16 protein-coding genes and 1 other RNA gene are annotated in these 23,922 nt (G+C 71.8%); 13 read left to right on the top strand and 4 right to left on the bottom strand.

The genetic code is table 11. The features are described 5' to 3' along the window. Positions 1–11: 11 nt before the first annotated feature. The 3 genes from ACTJK8_RS02505 to ACTJK8_RS02515 all read right to left on the bottom strand — a co-directional run bounded on the left by ACTJK8_RS02505 (position 12) and on the right by ACTJK8_RS02515 (position 6,480). Positions 12–2,393, bottom strand: coding sequence for a sensor histidine kinase (locus tag ACTJK8_RS02505; RefSeq protein WP_076728191.1), 2,382 nt, complete (start codon positions 2,391–2,393; stop codon positions 12–14). A gap of 187 nt (positions 2,394–2,580) precedes the next feature. Next, on the bottom strand, positions 2,581–5,205 hold the full coding sequence (gene pepN, locus ACTJK8_RS02510) for an aminopeptidase N (protein WP_440761478.1): 2,625 nt from the start codon (positions 5,203–5,205) through the stop codon (positions 2,581–2,583). A 105-nt stretch (positions 5,206–5,310) separates the two neighbouring features. After that, positions 5,311–6,480, bottom strand: coding sequence for an acyltransferase family protein (locus ACTJK8_RS02515; RefSeq protein WP_440761479.1), 1,170 nt, complete (start codon positions 6,478–6,480; stop codon positions 5,311–5,313). Between the two features lie 368 nt (positions 6,481–6,848). On the opposite strand from ACTJK8_RS02515, the gene ACTJK8_RS02520 reads away from it, so the two are divergent. From ACTJK8_RS02520 to murD, 9 genes are all read left to right on the top strand, one after another. Continuing rightward, a complete protein-coding gene (locus ACTJK8_RS02520) occupies positions 6,849–7,289 on the top strand; it encodes a VOC family protein (protein WP_440761480.1) in 441 nt (146 codons plus the stop codon). Positions 7,290–7,340: 51 nt separating this feature from the next. Then, positions 7,341–7,739, top strand: an RNA gene (gene rnpB, locus ACTJK8_RS02525) — RNase P RNA component class A. Positions 7,740–8,165: 426 nt separating this feature from the next. Next, positions 8,166–9,227: a 16S rRNA (cytosine(1402)-N(4))-methyltransferase RsmH gene (rsmH, locus tag ACTJK8_RS02530; protein ID WP_012319333.1), complete on the top strand. Its 1,062-nt coding sequence runs from the start codon at positions 8,166–8,168 to the stop codon at positions 9,225–9,227. Next, a complete protein-coding gene (ftsL, locus tag ACTJK8_RS02535) occupies positions 9,224–9,637 on the top strand; it encodes a cell division protein FtsL (protein ID WP_012319332.1) in 414 nt (137 codons plus the stop codon). The genes rsmH and ftsL overlap by 4 nt, the downstream gene beginning before the upstream one ends. A 6-nt stretch (positions 9,638–9,643) precedes the next feature. Beyond that, the gene (locus ACTJK8_RS02540) at positions 9,644–11,536 is read left to right on the top strand and encodes a peptidoglycan D,D-transpeptidase FtsI family protein (protein WP_024830013.1); all 1,893 of its coding nucleotides are present in this window, start codon (positions 9,644–9,646) and stop codon (positions 11,534–11,536) included. A 38-nt stretch (positions 11,537–11,574) separates the two neighbouring features. Continuing rightward, complete coding sequence (locus ACTJK8_RS02545) at positions 11,575–13,032, top strand: UDP-N-acetylmuramoyl-L-alanyl-D-glutamate--2,6-diaminopimelate ligase (RefSeq protein WP_440761481.1); 1,458 nt, start codon at positions 11,575–11,577, stop codon at positions 13,030–13,032. Between the two features lie 19 nt (positions 13,033–13,051). Beyond that, positions 13,052–14,500 carry a UDP-N-acetylmuramoylalanyl-D-glutamyl-2,6-diaminopimelate--D-alanyl-D-alanine ligase gene (locus ACTJK8_RS02550; RefSeq protein ID WP_024830015.1) on the top strand — a complete coding sequence of 483 codons (1,449 nt, stop codon included), beginning with the start codon at positions 13,052–13,054 and terminating at the stop codon, positions 14,498–14,500. Positions 14,501–14,568: 68 nt separating this feature from the next. Further along, positions 14,569–15,654 carry a phospho-N-acetylmuramoyl-pentapeptide-transferase gene (gene mraY / locus ACTJK8_RS02555; protein WP_012319328.1) on the top strand — a complete coding sequence of 362 codons (1,086 nt, stop codon included), beginning with the start codon at positions 14,569–14,571 and terminating at the stop codon, positions 15,652–15,654. A 207-nt stretch (positions 15,655–15,861) separates the two neighbouring features. Then, positions 15,862–17,226, top strand: coding sequence for a UDP-N-acetylmuramoyl-L-alanine--D-glutamate ligase (murD, locus tag ACTJK8_RS02560; protein ID WP_440761482.1), 1,365 nt, complete (start codon positions 15,862–15,864; stop codon positions 17,224–17,226). A gap of 13 nt (positions 17,227–17,239) precedes the next feature. On the opposite strand, the gene ACTJK8_RS02565 is transcribed toward murD, so the two are convergent. Further along, positions 17,240–18,715, bottom strand: coding sequence for a methyl-accepting chemotaxis protein (locus ACTJK8_RS02565; protein ID WP_012319326.1), 1,476 nt, complete (start codon positions 18,713–18,715; stop codon positions 17,240–17,242). A 265-nt stretch (positions 18,716–18,980) separates the two neighbouring features. Between ACTJK8_RS02565 and ACTJK8_RS02570 the strand changes: the two genes are divergently transcribed. The 4 genes from ACTJK8_RS02570 (at position 18,981) to murB (ending at position 23,835) form a co-directional block, all read left to right on the top strand. After that, positions 18,981–20,147, top strand: a complete 1,167-nt coding sequence (locus ACTJK8_RS02570; RefSeq protein ID WP_012319325.1) for an FtsW/RodA/SpoVE family cell cycle protein — start codon at positions 18,981–18,983, stop codon at positions 20,145–20,147. Continuing rightward, entirely contained in the window at positions 20,144–21,253 is a 1,110-nt protein-coding gene (gene murG, locus ACTJK8_RS02575) for an undecaprenyldiphospho-muramoylpentapeptide beta-N-acetylglucosaminyltransferase (protein ID WP_012319324.1), read from the top strand. Before ACTJK8_RS02570 ends, murG begins: the two co-directional genes overlap by 4 nt. 49 nt (positions 21,254–21,302) lie before the next feature. Then, positions 21,303–22,709, top strand: a complete 1,407-nt coding sequence (gene murC, locus ACTJK8_RS02580; protein ID WP_024830018.1) for a UDP-N-acetylmuramate--L-alanine ligase — start codon at positions 21,303–21,305, stop codon at positions 22,707–22,709. A gap of 199 nt (positions 22,710–22,908) precedes the next feature. Next, complete coding sequence (gene murB, locus ACTJK8_RS02585) at positions 22,909–23,835, top strand: UDP-N-acetylmuramate dehydrogenase (RefSeq protein ID WP_440761483.1); 927 nt, start codon at positions 22,909–22,911, stop codon at positions 23,833–23,835. The last annotated feature ends 87 nt before the right edge of the window (positions 23,836–23,922 follow it).

Below are 23,922 nucleotides of genomic sequence, written 5' to 3' on the forward strand. Positions count from 1 at the left end.
GGGTTCCCCGCTCAGGCGACGGCGGTGCGGCCCGCCGCGGTCCGGCCCGCCCGCGGCGCCTCGCGCGTCGGCGACGCGGAACCGGCCGTCGCAGGATTGGCTGACGCGGCCGGAACGAGGACGTCCGGACGCTCGGCCGGCGTGGCCGGCAGCCGCACGAGCACGATGGTGCCCACCGTCTCCTCGGAGCGGATCCGGAGCGAGCCGCCGTGCAGCTCGACCATCGAGCGGGTGATGGCGAGGCCGAGGCCCGAACCCTTGTGGCAGCGGGTCATCTGTCGCTCGACCTGCGTGAAGGGCCGGCCGAGGCGGGCGAGGTCGGTGCGCGGGATGCCGATGCCGTTGTCCTCGATGTAGAGGTGTGTGCAGGCGCCGGCGCGGCGGCCGCGGACCGCGACGCGGCCGCCGGCCGGCGTGAACTTCACGGCGTTCTGCACGAGATTGGCGAGGATCTGCCCGATCGCCTGCGGGTCGGCCAGCAGCTCGAGCCCCGGCACGACGTCGACGCTGACGGTGATCGCCTTCTCGCGGGCGGCCGCCTCGACGGGCGCGAGGGCCGCGCTGACGGCGGTCTCGGCGGAGATCGCCCGCGGGCTCAGGCGCACGCGCCGGGCCTCGAGCCGGGCCATGTCGAGGATGTCGTCGATCATGGACAGCAGGTGCGAACCGCTCTCGCGGATGTCGCGGCAGTACTCGGTGTAGCGCGGGGTGCCGAGCGGGCCGAGCACGGCGTTCTCCATCACGTCGGCGAAGCCGATGATGGCGTTGAGCGGCGTGCGCAGCTCGTGGCTCATATTGGCCAGGAACTCGGCCTTGGCCTGGTTGGCCGCCTCGGCGGCCGCCTTCTGGTCGAGGTAGCGCTCGGCGAGGTCCGCGAGCTGCTGGGTCTGGAGCTCGAGGGTGCGGCGGGACCGTTTGAGGTCCTTCACGGTCTCGATGAGCTCGCGCTCGGAGGCGAGGAGCTGTTCCTGATTCCGCTTCAGGCTGGTGATGTCGGTCCCGACCGAGACGTAACCCCCGTCCTTGGTGCGCCGCTCGCTGATCTGCAGCCAGCGGCCGTCGCTGAGCTCGGCCTCGAAGGTGCGGGCCGCCATGCCGGTCAGCGCCATCCCGGCCTCGGGCGATTCCCGCCGGACCTGGGGCAGCACGCCGCGGCCCATGACGTCGGTGTAGCTCCGGCCGGCCTGCGCATCCTCGGGGCTCAGCGCGTGGAGGTGGCGGAACTTCGAATTGCACAGGACCAGGCGGTTGCCGGTATCCCAGAGCACGAAGGCCTCCGAGATCGCCTCGACGGCGTCGCGCAGACGCATGTCGGCCGCGGCGTTGGTCTCCTCCAGGGCCCGCTGCTCGCTGATGTCGTTGGCGATGCCGACGAGGTGGCGGCCGCCGTCGGCGGCGTCGGCCACGACCTCGGCGCGGGCGCGCAACCAGACATAGGCCCCGTCGGCGCCGCGCATGCGGAAGGCGTGGTCGACATGCGTCTGGTTGGCCGCGAGCCCCCGGGCGAGGCTGTACAGGTCGCCGTCGTCGGGATGGACGAGGCCGTTGACGTCCCCGAACGAGAGGTACTCGTGCTGCCGCCTGTAGCCGAGAAGGGTGTACATCGAATCCGACCAGTAGATCCGGCCGCGCGCGATGTCCCAGTCCCACAGTCCGCAGGCGCCCCGGCGCAGGGCGGTCTCCAGGCGACCGCGGATCTGCTCGCGGGCGCGGTCGGCGCGGGCGGCTTGGCGGGTCTGGAGGCCGTAGGCGAGCCCGACGCCGACGATGACGATCGCGGCGGCGGCGATCAGGACGATCTGGTCGCGGGTGCGCGCGCTCCAGCCGCGCAGCAGCGGCTCGACGGGCTGGAGCACCGCCACCTGTCCCGCGCCGCCGGGCAGGCTGTGCATGGCGGCGAGCACGCTCTCGCCGCCGGGAAGTTCGAGGGCCATGGCGCCGGCGCGCTCGCCGAGGCCGGAGAGCGGCTCGCTGTCGCCGAGCACCGCCGCGAGGGTCGTCCGGTCGGCGGGCAGCGGCGGATGGGCAGCGACGATCCGGGTATCGGGGCGGACCACCAGCAAGCGGCGGCCGGGATGCCGCTCGCTCTCGGGCATCAGGGCGCGCAGGTCCTCGGCCACGGTGCCGGCCGGACCCACCGCCCGGGCGGCCAGCCGGGCGAAGCCCTCGACCTCGGCCTTCGCGCCCGCCAGGATCTCGGCCCGCTGGCCCTGGATGTGGAGCGCGGCCAGCCCGACGAGACAGGCCAGGAACACCGCGAGCGTTCCCGGCACGGCGTAGCGCAGCCAGCGCTCGGCTTGGCCGAGACGCGGGTCCGGGCTCCGCATGGGCCAGGAGATCGTGAGACTCGAATCCGCACGCGCGGAGAAGGAAGCGGAAGCCGCCTCCGGCATGGCCGAACCTCGCCCGTGGGAACTGTGATCCGGTGCGGGCACCCGGCCCCCGAAGGCCCCCCGAATCTGACTGAATACAATCACTTCGGGGGGCAGTTTGTCCACGGATTTTTTACCATAAGGGCTTGACGAAAGCCGGGTGTTGCCCGGCCGCCCGAGAATCGATTTCTACCGCAGGTTCAGACGCTTAGCCGTCTCCGAGGGTGCGCGCGAGGATGTCGGCCGTGTCCCGGGAAAGCCCCGGGATCGCCTTGATCCCATTCAGCATTTCGACCGCTCTGGCGCCGCGTGATTTTTCCAGCCGGCGCCAGGATCCGAAGGCCGTGAGGAGCCTCGCGGCAACCTGTGGGTTGGTCGAATCGAGCGCCGCGACCGTGTCGGTCACGCGGGCGAACCCCGCCCCGTCGCGCCGGGCGAACTGGGTCGGATTGCCGAACGCGAAGCTCCCGATCAGCGCCCGCACGCGGTTCGGGTTGGTCAGGGTGAAGGCCGGGTGTTCCTGCAGCCGCGCGATCCGGTCGAGGGTGCCGGGCTCCGGGATCTGGGCCTGGATGGCGAACCACTTGTCGAGGACGAGGGGCTCGTCGGCGTAGCGGGCCGCGAACGCCGCGAAGGCGGCCTCGCGGGTCTCCCCCGGGATCAGCGCCAGCGTGCCGAGGGCGGCGAGCCGGTCGGTCATGTTGGTGGCCTCGGCCAGGCGCTCGGCGGCGCGGTCGGCGCCCGCCCGGGGATCGCCGGCGGCGATCAGGTCGAGGGCCGCGTTGCGGAGCGACCGGCGTCCCGCCGAGGCGGCGTCGGGGCTGTAGGGCGCGCCGGCCTCCGGCGCGAGCGCCGCGTCGATCGATTCGAGCCGCGGCCGCAGGGCCTGGCCCAGACGCGCCCGCAGGTCGAACCGCGCCCGGTGGATCGCGTCGGGATCGACGTCGGCCGGCACCGCGTCGGCGGCCTCGCCCTCGCTCGGCAGCGCCAGGACCAGGGCCGCGAAGGCCGGGTCGGCCAGGGCCTCGGCGTCGAGGAACCGGCCGAGGGCCGCGGCGAAAGCCTCGGTCCGGTCGGCGTCGGGCTCGAGGATCAGCCGCAATGCCACGTCCTGCGCGGCCTGCCAGCGGTTGAACGGATCGCTGTCCTGCGCGAGGAGCCGCATCCGCTCCGCGTCGGTCAGGGCGAGGTCGAGCCGCACCGGCGCCGAGAAGTCGCGCAGGAGCGAGGGGACCGGCTCCTCGGCGACCGCGTCGAACACGATCTCGGCCTCCGGGCGGTCGAGAACGTAGACGCCGTCCCGGACGTCCGGGCAGATCGCGCCGTCCAGCGGCCCGGACGCCCCGACGAGACCGAGGGCCACGGGGATCACCAGGGGCGGCCCGTCGGGCTCCGCGCTCCCGCCGGGCAGGCTCTGGGCGAACCGGAGCGTGTAGCGCGCGGCGGCCGGATCGTACGCGGTCGTGACGGCGAGGCGGGGCGTGCCGGGACGCTCGTACCAGCGGGCGAAGGCGTCGAGACCGCGCCCGGTCACCGCCGCGAAGGCGGCGAGGAAGTCCTCCACGGTGGCGGCGCGCCCGTCATTGTCGGCGTAGTACCGGTCCATGCCGGCCCGGAAGGCCTCGGGACCGATCAGCGTCCGCAGCATCCGGACGATCTCGGCACCCTTGTCGTAGACGGTCGCCGTGTAGAAGTTGTTGATCTCGGCATAGGCCCGCGGCCGCACCGGGTGCCGCAGCGGCCCGGCATCCTCGGGGAACTGGCGCGCCCGCAGGGAGCGCACCTCGGCGATGCGGTGCACCGGCCGGGAGCGCATGTCGGAGGAGAATTCCTGGTCGCGGAAGACCGTGAGCCCTTCCTTCAGGCAGAGCTGGAACCAGTCCCGGCACGTGACGCGGTTGCCGGACCAGTTGTGGAAGTACTCGTGGGCGATGATCGCCTCGATGGCGGCGTAGTCGCCGTCTGTCGCGGTTTCGGGACTCGCCAGGACGTATTTGTCGTTGAAGATGTTGAGACCCTTGTTCTCCATGGCGCCCATGTTGAAGTCGGACACCGCGACGACGTTGAACACGTCGAGGTCGTAGGCGCGGCCGAAGGCGGTCTCGTCCCAGGCCATGGAGCGGATGACGGCGTCGAGGGCGTAGCCCGCCCGATCTTCCTTGCCGGGCTCGACGTAGACCGCGCAGGTGACGGGGCGGCCCTCCATCGTGGTGAAGCGCGTCTCGACCTTCCCGAGCCGGCCGCCCACGAGGGCGAACAGGTAGGCGGGCTTCGGGTGGGGATCGTGCCAGATCGCGAAGTGGCGGTCCGGCCCGGCCTCGCCGGTCTCGACGGGATTGCCGTTGCCGAGCAGGACCGGCGCGTCGGCCCGGTCGGCCTCGATGCGCGTGGTGTAGACCGACAACACGTCCGGCCGATCGAGGAAGTATGTGATCCGCCGGAAACCGTCGGCCTCGCACTGGGTGCAGTAGACGCCGTTCGACCGGTAGAGGCCCATCAGCTTCGTGTTGGCGGTCGGGTCCACCTCCGTGACGAGATGCAGCGCGAAGGGCCGCCGCGGCGGATCGCGGAGGATGAGGCCGGACGGCGTCGCCGCGTAGGCGTCGGGCGGCAGCGGCGCGCCGTCGAGTTCGGCCGAGACCAGGCGGAGATCGTCGCCGTCGAGAGTGAGCGGCGCCGCCGGCACACCGGCCGGGTTCGGCCGCAGCGTCAGCGTCGCGTCGATGCGGGTCGCGTGCGGATCGAGACGGATGTCGAGGTCGACGCGATCGATCAGGTAGTCGCTGGGCCGGTATTCCTCGAGGCGGATCAGCGGCGGCGTCTCGGTGCGCATTCGGCTCACTCCGGGTGCGGGACGAGCCCGTTCTGGTCCCTCGGAGCGCGCGGCGCAACGATCGGAGCCGTCGAAGCGGCGCGGGTGGGGCGGTCTTCGGCCGGCTCAGAGCCCCGGGGCGTGGCGGCCCTCCGCGAGGAGAGGGCGATCGAGGCCGATCCTGTCGAGCGCGGCGGACAGGCAGCCCCGGACGAACGGCTCGGCCCAGCGCATGACGGCGAAGCTCGTGAGAAGCATGGCGCAGCAGGCGACCACGAGCGCCGCGTGGGGCGGAACCCCGGCGCCGACGAGGCGATGGATCAGGGCGGCACCGTCGACGTTGTGCAGGAGGTAGAGCGGGTAGGTCATCAGCCCGAGCCGCCGGGCCAGCGCGCAGCCCCGCTCGCCGAGCCGCGCGCGGAGCCACGCGTTGCCGCGCACGCTGGCGACGATCATCAGGACGCAGGCCGCGAAGACGAGGCGCGGGAGGAGCGGAGACTCGCTCCGGCTCATCTGGAACAGGAACGACTCGGCCGCGTCGCCGATCTCGATGAGTGTCCCGACCGCGCAGGCGGCGATCACGCAGAGGCGTCCAGCCGTCGGGCCCTTGACCAGCGACAGCCACAGGAAGACGCCGAGCGCGAAGAAGCAGCCGTGGCGCAGGAGCGTCAGCTCGGCCACGCGGCTCGCCGCGACGGTGCCGAGACTCGGCACAGCCAGGGTCGCGACCCAGAAGAGAGTGCTGGCTCCGCCGACCGCCGCGCAGACCGGGCCGACGCTCCGGAATCGCCCGAGCCGCAGCAGCGCGAAGACGAGCGCGTAGAACGCGATCTCCACGCCGAGGGTCCAGTAGACCCCGTCCAGCCACGGCTCGACCGGAACGAACAGCACGCAGTCGAGATAGGCCCGCAGCACGTGCGGGACGGATCCCATGCGGCCGATGGCGAGCGAGACGACGGCGGTGAGCGTGGCGCAGATCCAGACCGCGGGCACGAGGCGCAGGAGGCGGCTGCGCAGGAAGGCGCGCGCGGTCGCATGCTCGGCCGAGTAGGCGATCACGAAGCCCGAGATGACGAAGAACAGCTCGACCCCGATCCATCCGAACCACGTCCAGGCGAACAGGCCGGGGTAGGCCGCGGCGGAGTCGAAGGCGCGCCCGGCCGTCGAGAGCGGCGCCTGCCAAGCGTAGGCGCCAAGATGAAACGTCATGACCAGCATTGCGGCGATAAATCGCGCCGCATCGAGACCGATCATCTGTGCATCATGCCTGCCGCGCCGAGAATTCTGGGTTATCATCGCGGGCTCCGACGTTCGAAACCGCTCTCATCATCCCACCGAATAGATCGAATCCGTCGCGGCGGGGCTACATCTTGCTGAGTAAGACGCGCACCATCGTTCGGCTTAAGGATCTCTCCACCGACGGATCCGGAGAGTGCGGCCGGGCCGATCAGAAACAGACGGCCGTCCGGCGGCTGCCTCCCGGGCCTGCCGCCGAAGCGGCAACGTGGGCTCGACAGATCCCGATCCGCGCGAACGCCCGGGCCGTTTTGTCCCGAGTCTGCACCGGGCGGCCTTCTCACCGCGGGAGTGGCCGCTAGCTAGCGGGACGAGTCAGCCGGGGACGGGCCAGCGGTCCGTTTTCGAAGATCACAGGACAGGTCCCGATGGAATTTCTGCACACCATGGTCCGCGTCGCCAACCTCGACCGGGCGCTCGCCTTCTACGTCGACACGTTCGGCCTGAAGGAGGTGCGCCGGGTCGAGAACGAGAAGGGCCGCTTCACCCTCGTGTTCCTCGCCGCGCCCGGTGATGTCGAGCGGGCCGCGGCGACCAAGTCGCCGCTGATCGAGCTCACGTACAACTGGGATCCGGAGACCTACTCGGGCGGGCGCAATTTCGGCCATCTGGCCTATCAGGTCGACGACATCTACGGCTTCTGCGCCAGGCTGCAGGAGAAGGGCGTCACCATCAACCGGCCACCGCGCGACGGCTACATGGCCTTCGTGAAGTCGCCGGACGGCATTTCCATCGAGATCCTCCAGAAGGGCGGCGCCAAGGAGCCGCAGGAGCCGTGGAAGTCGATGGAGAACACCGGCACCTGGTAGCGGGCCCGCACCCTTGACCCGGACGGCCCCGCGGGCGCATCTGCCCGCGGATCAGCCGGCCGGGCAGCCGCTCCGGACGCGCGAGCGTTCGGGGAGGAAAGTCCGGGCTCCATGGAGAGACGGTGCCGGATAACCTCCGGCGGGGGCGACCCCAGGGACAGTGCCACAGAGAGCAGACCGCCCCGGATCCGTCCGGGGTCAGGGTGAAAGGGTGCGGTAAGAGCGCACCGCGGACGCGGCAACGCGGACGGCACGGCAAACCCCACCGGGAGCAAGACCGAATAGGGGCGGCGCGCCCTTCGCGAGAAGGGCAGGCCGGCTCTCCAGGCCAGTCGCCCGGGTTGGTTGCTCGAGGCGGTCGGCAACGATCGTCCCAGAGGAATGGCTGCCACGTCGGCGCGCGCGAGCGCTCCGGCCCTACAGAACCCGGCTTACAGGCCGGCTGATCCACCGCCCGATAAGACCTGCTTCTTCAACGCCTTATCGATCCGGCGCCCGTCCGCGGCCGCCGGGCGCGCGCCGAAAATTCCGGTGCGGCAAAAACCTTCGGTTAACCTTGCCGGGTTCAGATCGGTCCGCGCGGCAGCGCCAAGCTTGTGCGTTGACGATCCTCCGAGGCCCATGATACCCGGCATCCTCCCGTCAACGGCGTGTATCGGATCGCCGGGCGCACCCTGCCATCGCGCAGGTCCCGTCCGTGCGCGGCGTGTTGCGCGCTCAGCATCCGGTGCCGTTCCCGTCACGCGCGCCGCGCTCGCGCGGCCCGGCACAGGGCACCATGAGACGCACGAGCCGCATCCGCGCCCGGATTTCCGGGACGCGCCGACAATCCGCCCGTCCTCGCGCGCCGCGCCGCGCCGCGCCCCCGAGGCGGTCATGAGCCGGCGCCGCCCCGCTCCCGAGAGTTCGCCCCGTCACGACGGCGCCGATGCGCCGCCCGAGCCGCACGTGCCCGTCCTCCTCGCGGAGGTCGTCGAGGCGCTCGGCACCGAGGGCGGGACCGCGGTCGACGGCACGTTCGGTGCCGGCGGCTACACCCGCGCGCTGCTCGCGGCCGATCCGGCCCTGCAGGTCGTCGCGATCGATCGCGACCCCACGGCGATCGCGGGCGGGCAGGCGCTCGTCGCCGAGTCCGGCGGGCGCCTGCGCCTCCTGCCCGGCCGCTTCGGCGACCTCGACGGCCTCCTCGCGGAGGCCGGTATCGCGCAGGTCGACCGGGTCGTCCTCGATATCGGGGTCTCGTCGATGCAGCTCGACGCGCCGGAGCGGGGCTTCTCGTTCCGCAGCGACGGCCCCCTCGACATGCGCATGGCCTGCGACGGGCCGAGCGCCGCCGACCTCGTGAACGAGGCCGACGAGACCGTTCTGGCCGACATCATCTACCATTTCGGCGAGGAGCGGCGCTCGCGGGCGGTCGCGCGGACGATCCTCGAGGCGCGCCGCCGGGGGCGGATCGAGACCACCGCGCAGCTGGCCGAGCTCGTCGCCGGCGTGGTGCGGACCGAGCCCGGCAGCCACATCCACCCGGCGACGCGGACCTTCCAGGGCCTGCGGATCGCCGTCAACGACGAGCTCGGCGAGCTGGTCCGTGCCCTGCACGCGGCCGAGCGCGTGCTCAGGCCCGGCGGCCGGCTCGCCGTCGTGACGTTCCACTCGCTCGAGGATCGGATCGTCAAGCAGTTCTTCGCGGCGCGCAGCGGCCGCTCAGCGCAGGGCTCGCGCCATCTGCCCGGCGGCCCCGTCGAGACCGTCCGCAGCTTCCGCCCCGTCACCAAGGGTCCGGTCCTGCCGGGCGAGGCCGAGACTGCCCGGAACCCGCGCGCCCGCTCGGCCAAGCTCCGGGCCGCGGAGCGCACCGAATCCGACGTTCCCGAACCGCTGGCCGCGCTGACCGCGCTGGCGAGCCTGCCCGACGCGGCCCGAGGCCATCGCCGATGATCCGCCTCCTGAACCTGCTGGCGGTGGCCGGCCTCGTCGCCTCGGCGATCTACGCCTACTCGATCAAGTACGACACGCTCTACCAGGGCGGCCAGGTCTCGAAGCTGCAGACGGCCCTGCACAAGGAGCGGCAGGCGATCGCCGTGCTGCGCGCCGAGTGGCAGCTCCTGACGCGGCCGGATCGCCTCCAGGCGGCCGTCGACAAGCACCTCGCCCTGGAGCCGATCGGCACCAGCCACTTGGCGCGCCTCTCGGACCTGCCCGCACGGCCGGAGCGCGGGGACGAGATCGGCCGCCTGCTCGCCGCCACGGCGACGCCCAAGGACAAGGGTGCGATCGAGCCGCGCACGACCGGTTCGATCACCCGCACCGTCACCACGACCCGCACCCCGACGACGGCTTCGAGGTAAATCCCCGTGTCCGATGACGCCGACCAGACCCTAGACCCGGCGGTCGAGCCCGCCGTGTCGGACCACGAGGCGGCGCTGCTCGAAGCCGCCGCGCTGGCGCATGCCGCCGGCGCGCCACGCCCCCTGGAAGAGGAGGCGCGCGTGCCCGAGCCGCGCGCCGAGCGCGCCAAGGCGCTCCTGCGCAGCATGTTCCGGCTGGCGATCGAGCGCTCGCACATGCGCGTCGCGATGGTCGGGTTGGTCTTCGTCGGCGTGTTCGGGACGATCTCGGCCAAACTCCTGATGATGGCGATCTTCGGGGAGCCGCCCAGCCAGGAGCACCGGGTCGCGGCGGCGTCCTCGACCGCCTTCCGGCCCGACATCATCGACCGCAACGGCGAGATCCTGGCCACCGACATCCGTACGGTCTCGGTCTTCGCCGAGCCGGGCAACATCTACGACAAGGACGAGGCGGTCGAGCTGCTCACCGCCGTCCTGCCGGAACTCAACGCGTCCGAGCTGCGCGCGAAGCTGACGCAACGCAAGGACAAGAAGGGCGCGGGCTTCGTCTGGGTGAAGCGCGAGCTCACGCCGAAGCAGCAGGCCGAGGTTCACCGGCTCGGCATCCCGGGCATCGGCTTCCTGCCCGACCACAAGCGGGTCTACCCGAACGGCGTCGCCGCCGCCCACATCCTGGGCGCGACGAACCTCGACGGCGTCGGCATCGCCGGCATGGAGAAGTACATCGACTCCACCGGCCTGCAGGCCCTCAACAGCTTCGGGCTGATCAACAAGCAGGCCGACCTGAAGCCGGTGCAGCTGTCGATCGACCTGCGGGCGCAGTTCGCCGTGCGCGACGAGCTGGCCTGGGGCATCGACCACTTCAAGGCCAAGGCCGGCGCCTCGATGATCCTCGACGTGAAGACCGGCGAAGTCATCGCCCTCGTCTCCATGCCGGATTTCGACCCGAACGATCCGAAGGACGCGCTCTCGCCCGACCGGATCAACCGGATGAATGTCGGCGTCTACGAGATGGGCTCGACCTTCAAGGCGATGACCCTCGCCATGGCGCTCGATTCGGGCAAGTACAACGTCAACTCGACCTTCGACACCCGGGGCGGCGTGCTGAACTGGGGCCGGCAGAAGATCCACGAGTACCACGGCACCAACCGCGTCATCACCATGCCGGAGGTCTTCACGCACTCCTCCAACATCGGCTCCGCCAAGATGGCGCTCGGCGTGGGCGTGCCCGGCCACAAGGCCTTCCTGAAGAAGATGGGCCTGCTCGACCGGCTGCGCACCGAGCTGCCCGAGAGCGCGGCGCCGATCGTCCCGTCGCGCTGGACCGAGATCAACACCATCACCATCGCGTTCGGCCACGGCATCGCGGTGGCGCCGATCCAGGCGGCGGCCGCGGTGGCGGCCATCGCCAACGGCGGCGACCTGATGACGCCGACCTTCCTCAAGACGACGCCCGAGGCGGCGAAGGCCCGCGCCGCGCACGTGCTCTCCGGCCAGACCTCCGAGGCGATGCGCTACATCATGCGGCTCAACGCCTCCGAGGGGTCGGCCAAGAAGGCGGCGATCCCGTACTACTTCGTCGGCGGCAAGACCGGCACCGCCGAGAAGGTCATCGGCGGCCGCTACATCCACAACCGCCTGTTCACGACCTTCATGGCGGCCGCGCCGATGAACGATCCGAAGTACCTGTTCGTCACGATCATGGACGAGCCGCAGGGCCTGCCGGAATCGGGCGGCTACGCCACGGCGGCCTGGAATTCCGGCGTGGTGACCGGCAAGGTGATCGAGCGCGTGGCGCCGATCCTCGGCCTGCCGCCGCAATTCGAGCCGCCGGTGAGGCCGTTCCCGCAGATGGTCAAGCTCAACGCCTACCACGTCAACCAGCTCGGCGGCCCGTGAGATTGGATCGATGAGGGTGGATCGATGAGGGTGGATCGATGAGCGCGCGGCTCGCCGACCTCTTCCCCGAGGCCGCCGGCCCCGCCGCGGACCTGACCGTCTCGGACCTCACGGCCGACAGCCGGCAGGTCGCGACCGGCACGGTGTTCGTCGCCGTGCCGGGGACGAAGGCCGACGGCCGCCGCTTCGCCGCGCAGGCCGCCCAGCGCGGCGCCGCCGCGGTGGCCGGGGAGGGGACCCGTCCCGCCGACCTGCCGGACGCGGTCGCCTGGATCCCCGTCGCCGACGCGCGCCGGGCGCTCGCCCTGGCCGCGGCCCGTCTCGCGGGTCCGCAGCCCGAGACCGTCGTGGCGGTGACCGGCACCGCCGGGAAGAGCTCGGTGGCGGACTTCGTCCGCCAGATCCTGGCGCGCCTCGGCCGCGACGCCGCGAGCCTCGGCACCGTCGGCATCGTCACCGGTCGCGGCGCGCAGTACGGCTCCCTCACCACCCCGGACCCGGTGACGCTGCACCGGACGCTGGCGCGGCTCGCCGCGGAAGGCGTCACCGACCTCGCCATGGAGGCGTCCTCCCACGGGATCGAGCAGCGCCGGCTCGACGGCGTGCGGCTGGACGCGGCCGGCTTCACCAATCTCGGCCGCGATCATCTCGACTATCACGCGAGCATCGAGGAGTACCTCGCGGCCAAGCTGCGCCTGTTCACCGACCTGCTGCCGCCGGGACGCCCCGCCATCGTCAACGCCGACGGCGCCTATGCCGAGCGGGTGATCGCCGCGGCCGGGGCCGCCGGCCGGCCGGTCCGCACGGTCGGGCGCGGCGGCCGGGACCTGCGCGTCGAGGCGGTCCGCACGGAGGGGTTCGCGCAGGCCGCCCGCGTCCTGTTCGCGGGCCGGGCTCGGGACCTGCGCCTGCCGCTCGTCGGCGAGTTCCAGGTCGAGAACGCCCTGGTGGCGGCCGGCCTCGCGCTGGCCACCCCGGCGGGGGCGGCCGATCCCGACGGGGTCTTCGCGGCCCTCGACCACCTCACGGGCGTCCCCGGCCGCATGGAGCGGATCGGCGAGGCGCGGGGCGGACTCTGTCTCGTCGACTACGCGCACAAGCCCGAGGCCCTGGAGAGCGTCCTGACCGCCCTGCGGCCCTTCGCGACCGGCCGGCTGGTCGCGGTGTTCGGCTGCGGCGGCGACCGCGACCGGGGCAAGCGGCCCCTGATGGGCGCCATCGCGCAGCGGCTCGCCGACGTCGTGATCGTCACGGACGACAACCCGCGCACAGAGGACGCGGCCGCCATCCGCCGGGCCATCCTGGACGCGGCGCCGGGCGCGGAGGAGATCGGCGACCGGTCGGAGGCGATTCACAGCGCCGTCGGCCGGCTCGGACCGGGCGACGTGCTGGTCGTGGCCGGCAAGGGTCATGAAACCGGCCAGATCGTGGGAGATCGCACGCTGCCGTTCTCGGACCACGCGGTCCTGCGCGCCGCGATCGCCGCGGCGGCCTGAGGACGACGGGGGACCGACGATGACCGCACTCTGGACGCGGGAGGAGCTGGAATCCGCGACGGGCGGCTGCCTGACCGGCGCCGAGCGCGCCATCTCGGGCGCCTCGATCGACACCCGCACGCTCCAGCCCGGCGACCTGTTCTTCGCGATCCGCGGCGATGCCCGCGACGGCCACGACTTCGTCCCCGACGCCCTGGGGCGCGGGGCCGGTGCCGCGGTGGTGAGCGCCGCGCGCGCCGAGGCGCTCGCCGCCCACGGCCCCGTCCTGGCGGTGCCCGAGGGGGGCGCCGACCCGGTCCTGACCGCCATGGTGCGGCTCGGCGCCGCCGCCCGGGCCCGGACGTCCGCGCAGGTCGTGGCGGTCACCGGCTCGGTCGGCAAGACCGGGACCAAGGAAGCGTTGCGCCACGTCCTGTCCGAGCAGGGCGAGACTCACGCCTCGGCGGCCTCCTACAACAACCACTGGGGCGTGCCCCTGACCCTGACGCGGATGCCGCGCTCCGCGCGCTACGGCGTGTTCGAGATCGGCATGAACCACGGCGCCGAGATCGTGCCGCTGACCGCCCAGGTCCGGCCGGACATCGCGCTGATCACCACGATCGCGCCCGCCCATATCGAGCACTTCGCCTCGCTCGCCGCGATCGCGGACGCCAAGGGCGAGATCTTCTCCGGCCTCCGGCCCGGCGGGGTGGCGATCCTGAACCGCGACGCCCCGCATTTCGACCGGCTGGCCGCCCACGCCCAGGCCTCCCGGGCGGGCCGGGTGGTGACCTTCGGCGAGCACCCGGATGCCGATGTCCGCGCCCTGAAGATCGTGCTCCGGCCCGACCTGTCGGTGATCGACGCGGCGGTGATGGGCCAGCCCGTCACCTACAAGCTCGGCACGGCCGGCCGGCACGCGGCGCTGAACTCGCTGGGCGTCATGGCGGTGGTCCACAGCCTCGGGGCCGACCTCGCCCGCGCGGCCCTGTCGCTCGGCGGGCTGACACCGCCGGCGGGGCGCGGCGAGCGCACCGCCCTCGAGATCGGCGGCGGCACCGCCTACCTCGTGGACGAGAGCTACAACGCCAATCCCGTCGCGGTCCGCGCGGCGCTGGCGACCCTGGCGGGAATCGAGACCGGGCCCCGCGGCCGCCGGATCGCGGTGCTGGGCGACATGCTGGAGCTCGGCGCCGCCGCGCCCGACCTGCATCGCGGCCTGGCGGAGGCGATCGAGGCGGCCCGGGTCGACCTGGTCTTCACGGCCGGTCCGCTCATGCGCCACCTGTTCGAGGCCCTTCCGGTGAGCCGCCGCGGCGCGGTGGCCGACACCGCGGCCGACCTGCTCGAGCCGCTCGCCCGGACCCTGCGGTCCGGCGACGCCGTCATGGTGAAGGGATCGAACGGCAGCCGCATGGGCCGGATTGTCGAGGCGCTGAAAGCCCGCTACGCGGTCGATCCGGCCCGGCGGACCCAGGCCGCCCCGTGACCGGCACGCCTGCGCGTTCGGCGCCGTCCCCCGAAACCTGAGCCTGAACAAGGGGGCCGAGCGCCCGGATGCTGTACCTTCTCTCGGACCTGAGCAGCAGCTTCACGCCGCTCAACGTGTTCCGCTACATCACCTTCCGCACCGGCGGCGCGCTGTTCACGGCGGGCCTGTTCGTGTTCTGGTTCGGACCCTGGATCATCTCGCTGCTGCGGATCCGCCAGGGCAAGGGCCAGCCGATCCGCGAGGACGGGCCGCAGACCCATCTGCTGACCAAGCGCGGCACGCCGACCATGGGCGGCCTGATGATCCTGGCCGGTGCCGTGGTGGCGATCCTGCTCTGGGCCAACCCGCGCAACCACTATGTCTGGGTGACGCTGACCGTCACCCTCGGCTTCGGCGCGATCGGCTTCTACGACGATTACCTCAAGGTCACGAAGCAGTCGCACAAGGGCTTCTCGGGCAAGTTCCGCCTCGCCCTCGAGGCGGTGATCGCCATGGCGGCCTGCGTGACCATCGCGGTCTACTCGCCCGCCGCGCTCCAGAACCAGCTCGCCTTCCCGGTGTTCAAGGACGCGCTCCTCAATCTGGGCTGGTTCTACCCGCTGTTCGGCGCCTTCGTGATCGTCGGGGCGGGCAATTCCGTGAATATGACCGACGGCCTCGACGGCCTCGCGATCGTGCCGGTGATGATCGCCTGCGGCACGTTCGGCTTCATCGCCTACCTCGTCGGCAACTCGTTCACCGCCAGCTATCTGCAGGTGAACTACGTCCGCGACACGGGCGAGCTCGCTGTGGTCTGCGGCGCGGTCATCGGCGCCGGGCTCGGCTTCCTCTGGTTCAACGCGCCGCCGGCCCAGATCTTCATGGGCGACACCGGCTCGCTGGCGCTGGGCGGCCTGCTGGGCTCCATCGCGGTTGCGACGAAGCACGAGATCGTCCTGGCGATCGTCGGCGGCCTGTTCGTGCTGGAGATGATGTCGGTGATCATCCAGGTCGCGTCGTTCAAGCTGACGGGCAAGCGCGTCTTCCGCATGGCGCCGATCCACCACCATTTCGAGCAGAAGGGCTGGAAGGAGCCGCAGGTCGTGATCCGCTTCTGGATCATCGCGGTGATCCTGGCGATGGCCGGTCTGGCGACGCTGAAGCTGCGCTGAGAATCTGTGCTAGAGGGGCGACCTGAGAGGTCGATCCGACCCTCGCCCTCACCCTGAGGTGCGGCCGCGGAGCGCGGGCCTCGAAGGAGGCTCCGGGCCGGCCGCGCGATCCCTGGAGCCCGCCTTCGGGGTCCGCCGACGCGGTCACCTCGGGATGACGGTCCGGTTCGGATCGGCCGGGTTCGGCCGCCGCATCCAGAGTTCCGCATGACCCCCGTCACCGTCTTCCAGGACAAGACCGTCGCCCTGTTCGGACTCGGCGGCTCGGGGCTCGCCACGGCGCTGGCGCTGAAGGCAGGTGGCGCGGCCGTGCAGGCCTGGGACGACAATGCCGACAGCCTCGCGCGCGCGCGGGAGGCCGGCATCGAGACGCGGGACCTCCGGGAGGCCGACTGGTCCGGCTTCGCCGCCTTCGTGCTGAGCCCGGGCGTGCCGCTGACCCATCCCGAGCCGCACTGGAGCGTCCGGCTCGCCCGGGACGCCGGCGTCGCGATCATCGGCGACATCGAGCTGTTCTGCCGGGAGCGGCGGGCGCAGGCGCCGGGGGCGCCGTTCGTGGCGATCACCGGCACGAACGGCAAGTCGACCACCACGGCGCTGATCGCCCACGTGCTCGCGCAGGGGGGCCGCGACGTGCAGATGGGTGGCAACATCGGCACGGCGATCCTGTCGCTGGAGCCGCCGGCCGCCGACCGCGTCCACGTGATCGAGATGTCGTCGTTCCAGATCGACCTGACGCCGAGCCTCGACCCGAGCGTCGGCGTGCTGATGAACATCACGCCGGACCATCTCGACCGGCACGGCACGATGGAGCAGTACGCGGCCATCAAGGAGCGCCTGATCCAGGGCGCGGGCCTCGCGGTGGTCGGCATCGACGACGCCCCGAGCCGCGCCATCGCGGACCGCCGCGGCGCCGACCTCGTGCGCGTCCACGTGCCCCACGGCGACGTGCTCCGCACCGACGCGCTGACGGTGCGCGACGGGATCGTCCGGGAGCCGGACGGCACGGCGCTCGCCGACGTCAACGGGATCGGATCGCTCCGGGGAGCTCACAACTGGCAGAACGCGGCGGTAGCGGTGGCCGTCGCGCGGGCCCTCGGCCTGTCGCCGGAGCAGATCCAGGCCGGCCTGACCTCGTTCCCGGGCCTGCCGCACCGCATGGAGGAGGTCGGACGGCGCGGCCACGTGCTGTTCGTCAACGACTCCAAGGCGACGAACGCGGACTCAACCGAGAAGGCCCTCACCGCCTTCCGCGACATCCACTGGATCCTCGGCGGCAAGGCCAAGGAGGGCGGCATCTTCCCGCTGGTGCCGTATTTCGAGCGGGTCGCCCACGCCTACCTGATCGGCGCGGCCTCGGACGCCTTCGCGGCGACCCTGGAGGGCGCCGTGCCCTATACCCGCTGCGAGACCCTCGAGAACGCCGTCCCGAAGGCCGCCGAGAACGCCGCCGCCTCGGGCGCGCCGGAGCCGGTGGTGCTGCTGTCGCCGGCCTGCGCGTCCTACGATCAGTTCCGGAACTTCGAGATCCGCGGCAACCGCTTCCGCGAGCTGGTGCAGGCGCTGCCCTGAGGCAGCGCCGGCCTCAGCGCGCCAGAACCTTGGCGGCGTCGCGGGTGGTGTCGACCGCCTGCGAGACGTTGGCCACCGACTGGACGATCGACCCGATATTCCCGGTGATCGCCGTGACGGCGCCCGCGGCGCTCTGCATGCTCTCGGCGAGGTCCCGGGTCACTGCGCTCTGCTCCTCGATGGCGGCGGCGGTCGCCACCACGGTCTCGCGCATCACCGCGACCGACGACCCGATCGAGCTGAGAGCCTGCACGACCTCCTGCGAGACGCGCTGCACGCTGGCGATCTCGCCGTTGATCTGGCCGGTGGCGCGCGCCGCCTGGTCGGCCAGAGCCTTCACCTCCGAGGCGACGACCGCGAAGCCGCGGCCCGCCGCGCCCGCGCGGGCGGCCTCGATCGTGGCGTTCAGCGCCAGCAGGTTGATCTGGCCGGCGATGTCCTGGATCAGGCCGACGATGCCGGTCATGGCGGTGGCGGTCTCGGCGAGCCGCTTGGTGTGGCCGTCCGCGTCCTGGACGCAGGCATAGGCGGTGTCGGTGGCGCTCTGGGAGCGCACGATGCTCTGGGACATCTCGGCCACCGAGGCCGCCAGCTCCTCGGCCGCCGCCGCCACGGTCTGGACGTTGCCGGAGGTCGAGTCCGCCGCCGAGGAGGCCAGAGCGGCCGCCTTGGTCGAGTGCGTCACCGCCTGCTCGATCTCGCCGAAATTCCGGTCGATGAGCGTCCGCAGGTTGGCGAACAGCCGGACCTGATCGCTGATGTCGGTGGCGAATTTCACGACCTTGTAGGGCCGGCCGGCGGCGTCGAGGATCGGGTTGTAGGAGGCCTGGATCCAGACCTCGCGCCCGTCCTTGCCGATCCGCCGGAACTGGGCCGCCTGATAGGTGCCGTTCCGCAGGGCGGCCCAGAAGGCCCGGTAGGCCTCGCTCTCCCGGTAGGCGGGCTCCACGAACAGGCTGTGATGCTGCCCGATCACCTCGGCGCGGCTGTAGCCCATCGCGGCGAGGAAATTGTCGTTCACCGCGATCACCGTGCCGTCGAGGTCGAAGGCGATGACCGCCTGCACCTTGTCGATCGCGGCGATCTGCCCGGCGCGCTCGGCCTCCTCGGTGCGCTGCTGCGTGATGTCGGTGGCGAATTTCACGACCTTGTAGGGCCGCCCGCGGACGTCGAGCATCGGGTTGTAGGAGGCCTGGATCCAGATCTGCCGGCCACCCCGGCCGACCCGCTGGAACTGGCCCGATTCGAACGCGCCGGAGCGCAGGCGCTCCCAGAAGGCCCGGTAGTCCGGGGCGTCCCGCTCGGCCGGCTCCACGAACATGCTGTGGTGCTGGCCGACGATCTCCGGCAGCGTGTACCCGACCGCGTCGAGGAAATTCTGGTTCGCCGACAGGATCCGCCCCGCGAGATCGAACTCGATCACGCCCTGAACCCGGTCGAGGGCCGCGAGCTTGGCATTCGCTTCACGGACGTTCAGGGAAGAGAACATGGCGCATCGGCTTCCGCTGGGCGGATCGGGCGCGGCGCACCGGGACCCGCCGGGGGGATACATCCGGAAGTTGCAGTAGGAAGATTAACATAGAGTATCTTTTTACTAGTATCTCGCCGGCCTAATACAGCATTCCCGCAGTCGCCGGTGACGCGGCCGGCGCGCACGGATGCGTCGGCCATAAGGCTCCGTTTACCATTCCTGCCGAGGATCCGGGCCGACCCGCGCGGATCGGCATCCGCGCGGCCTGGAGTCGTTGCCCGGCATGATGTCACGCGCGGAACGCACCCCCCTGACGGACTGGTGGTGGACGGTGGACCGCGGCCTGCTCGCGGCGCTGTTCGCGCTGATGGTCGCGGGCCTCGTCTTCCTGATGGGCGGCGGCCCGCCCGTCGCCGAGCGGATCGGCCTGCCGACCTTCTACTTCCTCAACCGACAGGCGATGTACCTCGCGCCGACCATCCTGCTGATCTGCGCGGTCTCGTTCCTGTCGCTGCGCGGCATCCGGCGGCTCGCGCTCGTCACGTGGATCCTGGGCGTCGTCCTGTGCCTGCTCGCCGGCAAGTTCGGGCCCGAGATCAAGGGCGCGCACCGCTGGATCCAGTTCGGCTCCTTCGGCCTGCAGCCCTCGGAGTTCGTGAAGCCGGCCTTCGTGGTCGTCGCCGCCTGGGCCTTCTCGGAGGGCGCCCAGCGCCGCGACATGCCCGGCGGCATCCTGGCGCTGCTGCTCCTGCCGATCACCATCGTGCCGCTGCTGCTCCAGCCCGATTTCGGCCAGACCATGCTGATTACCATGGTGTGGTGCGCGCTGTTCTTCGTGGCCGGCCTCCACCTGATCTGGGTGGCCGTCCTGGGCGTGCTGGGCCTCGGAGGTGTGTTCGCTGCCTACCTGTTCTTCCACCACGTCCGCGAGCGCTTCAACAAGTTCCTCGACCGGGATTCCGGCGGCGGCTTCCAGGACTTCTGGTCGCGCGAGTCGTTCCGCTCGGGCGGCTGGTTCGGAACCGGGCCGGGCGAGGGCGTGGCCAAGCGCCACCTGCCGGACGCGCATACCGACTTCATCTTCTCGGTCACCGGCGAGGAGTTCGGCGTGATCGTCTGCCTGTGCCTCGTGGCCCTCTTCGCCTTCATCGTGCTGCGCGGCCTCAAGCTCGCGCGGCGCACGGACGACACCTTCTCGCGGCTGGCGATCACCGGGCTGACCACGCTGTTCGGCCTCCAGGCCTGCATCAACATGGCGGTGAACACCCAGCTGATGCCCGCCAAGGGCATGACCCTGCCGTTCGTCTCCTACGGCGGCTCCTCGCTGATCTCGCTGGCGCTCGGCACCGGCTTCCTCGTCGCCCTGACCCGCAAGCGCCCCCGCACCGTGATGCTCAGCCAGAAGCCCCCCGGCACCGCGCCCGCCACCGTCGCCGGAGTGATGCGGTGACGGTCTTCACGCCCACGATCCTGCTCTGTGCCGGCGGCACCGGCGGCCATCTCTTCCCCGCCGAGAGTCTCGCCCACGCGCTGCGGGCCCGCGGCATCCGGGTGGCCCTCGCCACCGACGCCCGGGTCGATTCCATCGCGTCCGAGTTCCCGGCCTCCGAGGTGGTGACCATCGCGTCGGCGACGCCGTCCGGCCGCTCGCCGCTCAAGCGGGCCGGCGCCGTGCTCACGCTCGGTCGCGGCTTCGGTGTCGCCGCCAAGGAGATCCGCCGGATCAACCCGGCCGCCATCGTGGGTTTCGGCGGCTACCCGACCGTTCCGCCGGTGCTGGCCGGCCAGATCCTGCGCGTGCCGACGATCCTGCACGAGCAGAACGCCGTGATGGGCCGGGCCAACGCTTTCCTGGCGCGGGGCGCCCGCACCATCGCCACCGGCTTCAAGGTCGTGCGCGGCGTGCCCGACAAGGCGAGAGCCCCGCGGATCCACACCGGCAACCCGCTCCGCCCGGCGGTGATCGAGGCGGCGAAGGTCCCGTATCCCGCTTTCGGACCGGACGACGCCCTGCGGCTCCTGGTGTTCGGCGGCAGCCAGGGCGCCCGCGTGATGGGCGAGGTCGTGCCCGAGGCGATCGCCCGCCTGCCCGACGCACTGCGCGCCCGGCTGCACCTCGTCCAGCAGGTCCGCCCCGAGGACCTGACGGCGGTGCAGAACCGCTACCTCGCCATGGGGCTCGCCGGGATCGAGGCGGCGCCGTTCTTCAAGGACCTGCCGGCACGGATGGCCGCGAGCCACCTCGTGGTCTCGCGCTCGGGCGCCTCGACGGTCTCGGAACTGGCGGCGATCGGCCGCCCGGCGATCCTCGTGCCGCTGCCCGGCTCCCTCGACCAGGACCAGGCCGCCAACGCCGCGACCCTCGACGCGATCGGCGCGGCGCTGGCCGTGAAGCAGCCGGATTTCACGCCGGAGCGCCTCGCCGCGGAGCTGACCGCCTGCTTCGCGACGCCGGCAAAATTGACCGCGGCAGCCGATGCGGCCAGAAGCGCGGGCATCCACGACGCCGCCGAGCGGCTGGCCGAGGTCGTCGTCGAGACGGCCGCCCGCACCTGATCCTCAAGGGATTCCGCACCGGCGGTCCCGCCACCAGACGGTTCGACCCATGAAGCTGCCCGACAAGCTCGGCCCCATCCACTTCATCGGCATCGGCGGCATCGGCATGTCCGGCATCGCCGAGGTGATGCACAACCTCGGCTACACGGTGCAGGGCTCGGACGCGTCCGACAACGCCAATGTCCGCCGTCTCGCCGAGAAGGGCATGCGCACCTTCGTGGGCCACGACGCCAAGAACGTCGAGGAGGCCGCCCTCGTCGTCGTCTCGACCGCGATCCGGCGCGACAACCCCGAGCTGCAGGCCGCCCGCGAGCGACGCCTGCCCGTGGTGCGACGGGCCGAGATGCTGGCCGAGCTGATGCGCTTCAAGTCCTGCGTGGCGATCGCCGGCACGCACGGGAAGACCACGACCACGTCGCTCGTCGCCACCCTGCTCGACGCCGGCAACCTCGACCCGACCGTGATCAACGGCGGCATCATCAACGCCTACGGCACCAACGCCCGCATGGGCGCGGGCGAGTGGATGGTGGTGGAGGCCGACGAGTCCGACGGCACCTTCCTGAAGCTGCCGGCCGACGTCGCGATCGTCACCAACATCGACCCCGAGCACCTCGACCATTTCGGCTCGTTCGACGCGATCAAGGACGCGTTCCGGCGCTTCATCGACAACATCCCGTTCTACGGCTTCGCGGTGATGTGCATCGACCACCCGGTGGTGCAGGATCTCGTCGGCCATATCGAGGACCGGCGGATCATCACCTACGGTGAGAACCCGCAGGCCGATGTGCGCCTCATCGACGTGGACCTGCGCGGCGGCCAGAGCCGCTTCCGGGTGATGATCCGCGACCGTCGCCCCGGCTACCGGATGGAGATGGAGGATCTCGTCCTGCCGATGCCCGGCAAGCACAACGCGCTCAACGCCACCGCGGCGCTCGCCGTCGCGCACGAGCTCGGCGTGAAGCCGGACGCGATCCGCCAGGCACTCGCGGGCTTCGGCGGCGTGAAGCGGCGCTTCACCCGCACCGGCGAGTGGAACGGCGCGACGATCTTCGACGATTACGGACACCACCCGGTGGAGATCAAGGCGGTGCTCAAGGCCGCCCGTGCCTCGACCGAGCACGGCGTCATCGCGGTGGTGCAGCCGCACCGCTACACCCGGCTGCAGTCGCTCTTCGACGATTTCTGCACCTGCTTCAACGATGCCGACACGGTCATCGTCGCGCCGGTCTACGCGGCCGGCGAGCAGCCGATCGAGGGTTTCGACCGAGACAGCCTCGTGGCCGGCCTGCGCTCCCGCGGCCATCGGGACGCCCGGGCCCTGGAGCGGCCGGAGGAACTGGCCGGGATCATCGCGGACCTCGCCAAGCCCGGCGATTACGTGGTCTGCCTCGGCGCCGGCACGATCACGCAGTGGGCCTACGCCCTGCCGGACGAACTCGCCGCGCGGGGACGGTAGGCGCGATGCGTGAGCCCGCCCCGGGAGGCGTCTCGGGTCGGCCACGCCGTCGGCCGTCCACACTGGGCTGCGCTCTGAGGATGAACCCGGCGGTGACTCTCCGGACCCCGGCCTCGCAGCGTCCGCTGCCACCCCGATGCGACGACACCAGGATCGCCGCATCCCTCTCCCCGCGGGCGGGGCGAGGGGAGACACACAGATGACCGCCTCTCTGCACGATCGCATCCGGGCCGCTGCGCCCGACCTCCGCGGGCGCCTGCTCGCCGACCAGCCGCTCGCCGACCTCACGTGGTTTAGGGTCGGCGGACCGGCCGAGGTCCTGTTCACCCCGGCCGACGAGGAGGATCTCGCCCGCCTTCTCGCGACCCTCGATCCGGACGTGCCGGTCACGGTGATCGGGCTCGGCTCGAACCTGATCGTGCGGGACGGCGGCGTGCCGGGCGTCGTGGTCCGCCTCGGCGGCAAGGCCTTCGGCAGCATCGCGATCGACGGCGACGCGCTGACCGTCGGCACCGCGGTCCCGGACATGCGCCTCGCCAAGGCGGCCGCCGAGGCCGGGCTCGACGGGCTCGCCTTCTATCGCGGCATCCCCGGGTCGATCGGCGGCGCGCTCCGCATGAACGCGGGCGCGCATGGCGGCGAGACCACCGACGTGCTGGTGGAAGCCCGCGGGATCGACCGCGGGGGCGCGCTGCGCACCTTCAGCCACGCCGACATGGGCTTCTCCTACCGGCATTCGGACGCCCCAGAGGACGTGATCTTCACGCGCGCCGTCTTCCGCGGCCGGACCGGCGACCGCAGGGCGATCGAGGCCGAGATGGAACGGGTCACGGCCGCCCGGGAGGCCGCGCAGCCGATCCGCGAGCGGACCGGCGGCTCGACCTTCGCCAACCCGGACGGCGGCAAGGCGTGGCAGCTGATCGACGCCGCCGGCTGCCGCGGGCTGAGGCGGGGCGGCGCCCAGGTCAGCGAGATGCACTGCAACTTCCTGATCAATACCGGTGACGCGACCGCGGCCGACATCGAGGGGCTGGGCGAGGAGGTTCGCCGCCGCGTCCGCGACACCAGCGGGGTCGAGCTGCGCTGGGAGATCCGGCGCATCGGCCGGCCCACCGGCGCCGAGTGAGAGCGGTCTTCCGGACGCGCCGACGCGGCCGAGATACGATGCTCGGCCGGCGCAGCGACCGTTCGGGTGCGTTCAGATCCTGATTGA

The sequence above is a fragment of the Methylobacterium sp. 22177 genome (assembly GCF_052045615.1).
GTDB classification, from domain to species: Bacteria; Pseudomonadota; Alphaproteobacteria; order Rhizobiales; family Beijerinckiaceae; genus Methylobacterium; species Methylobacterium radiotolerans.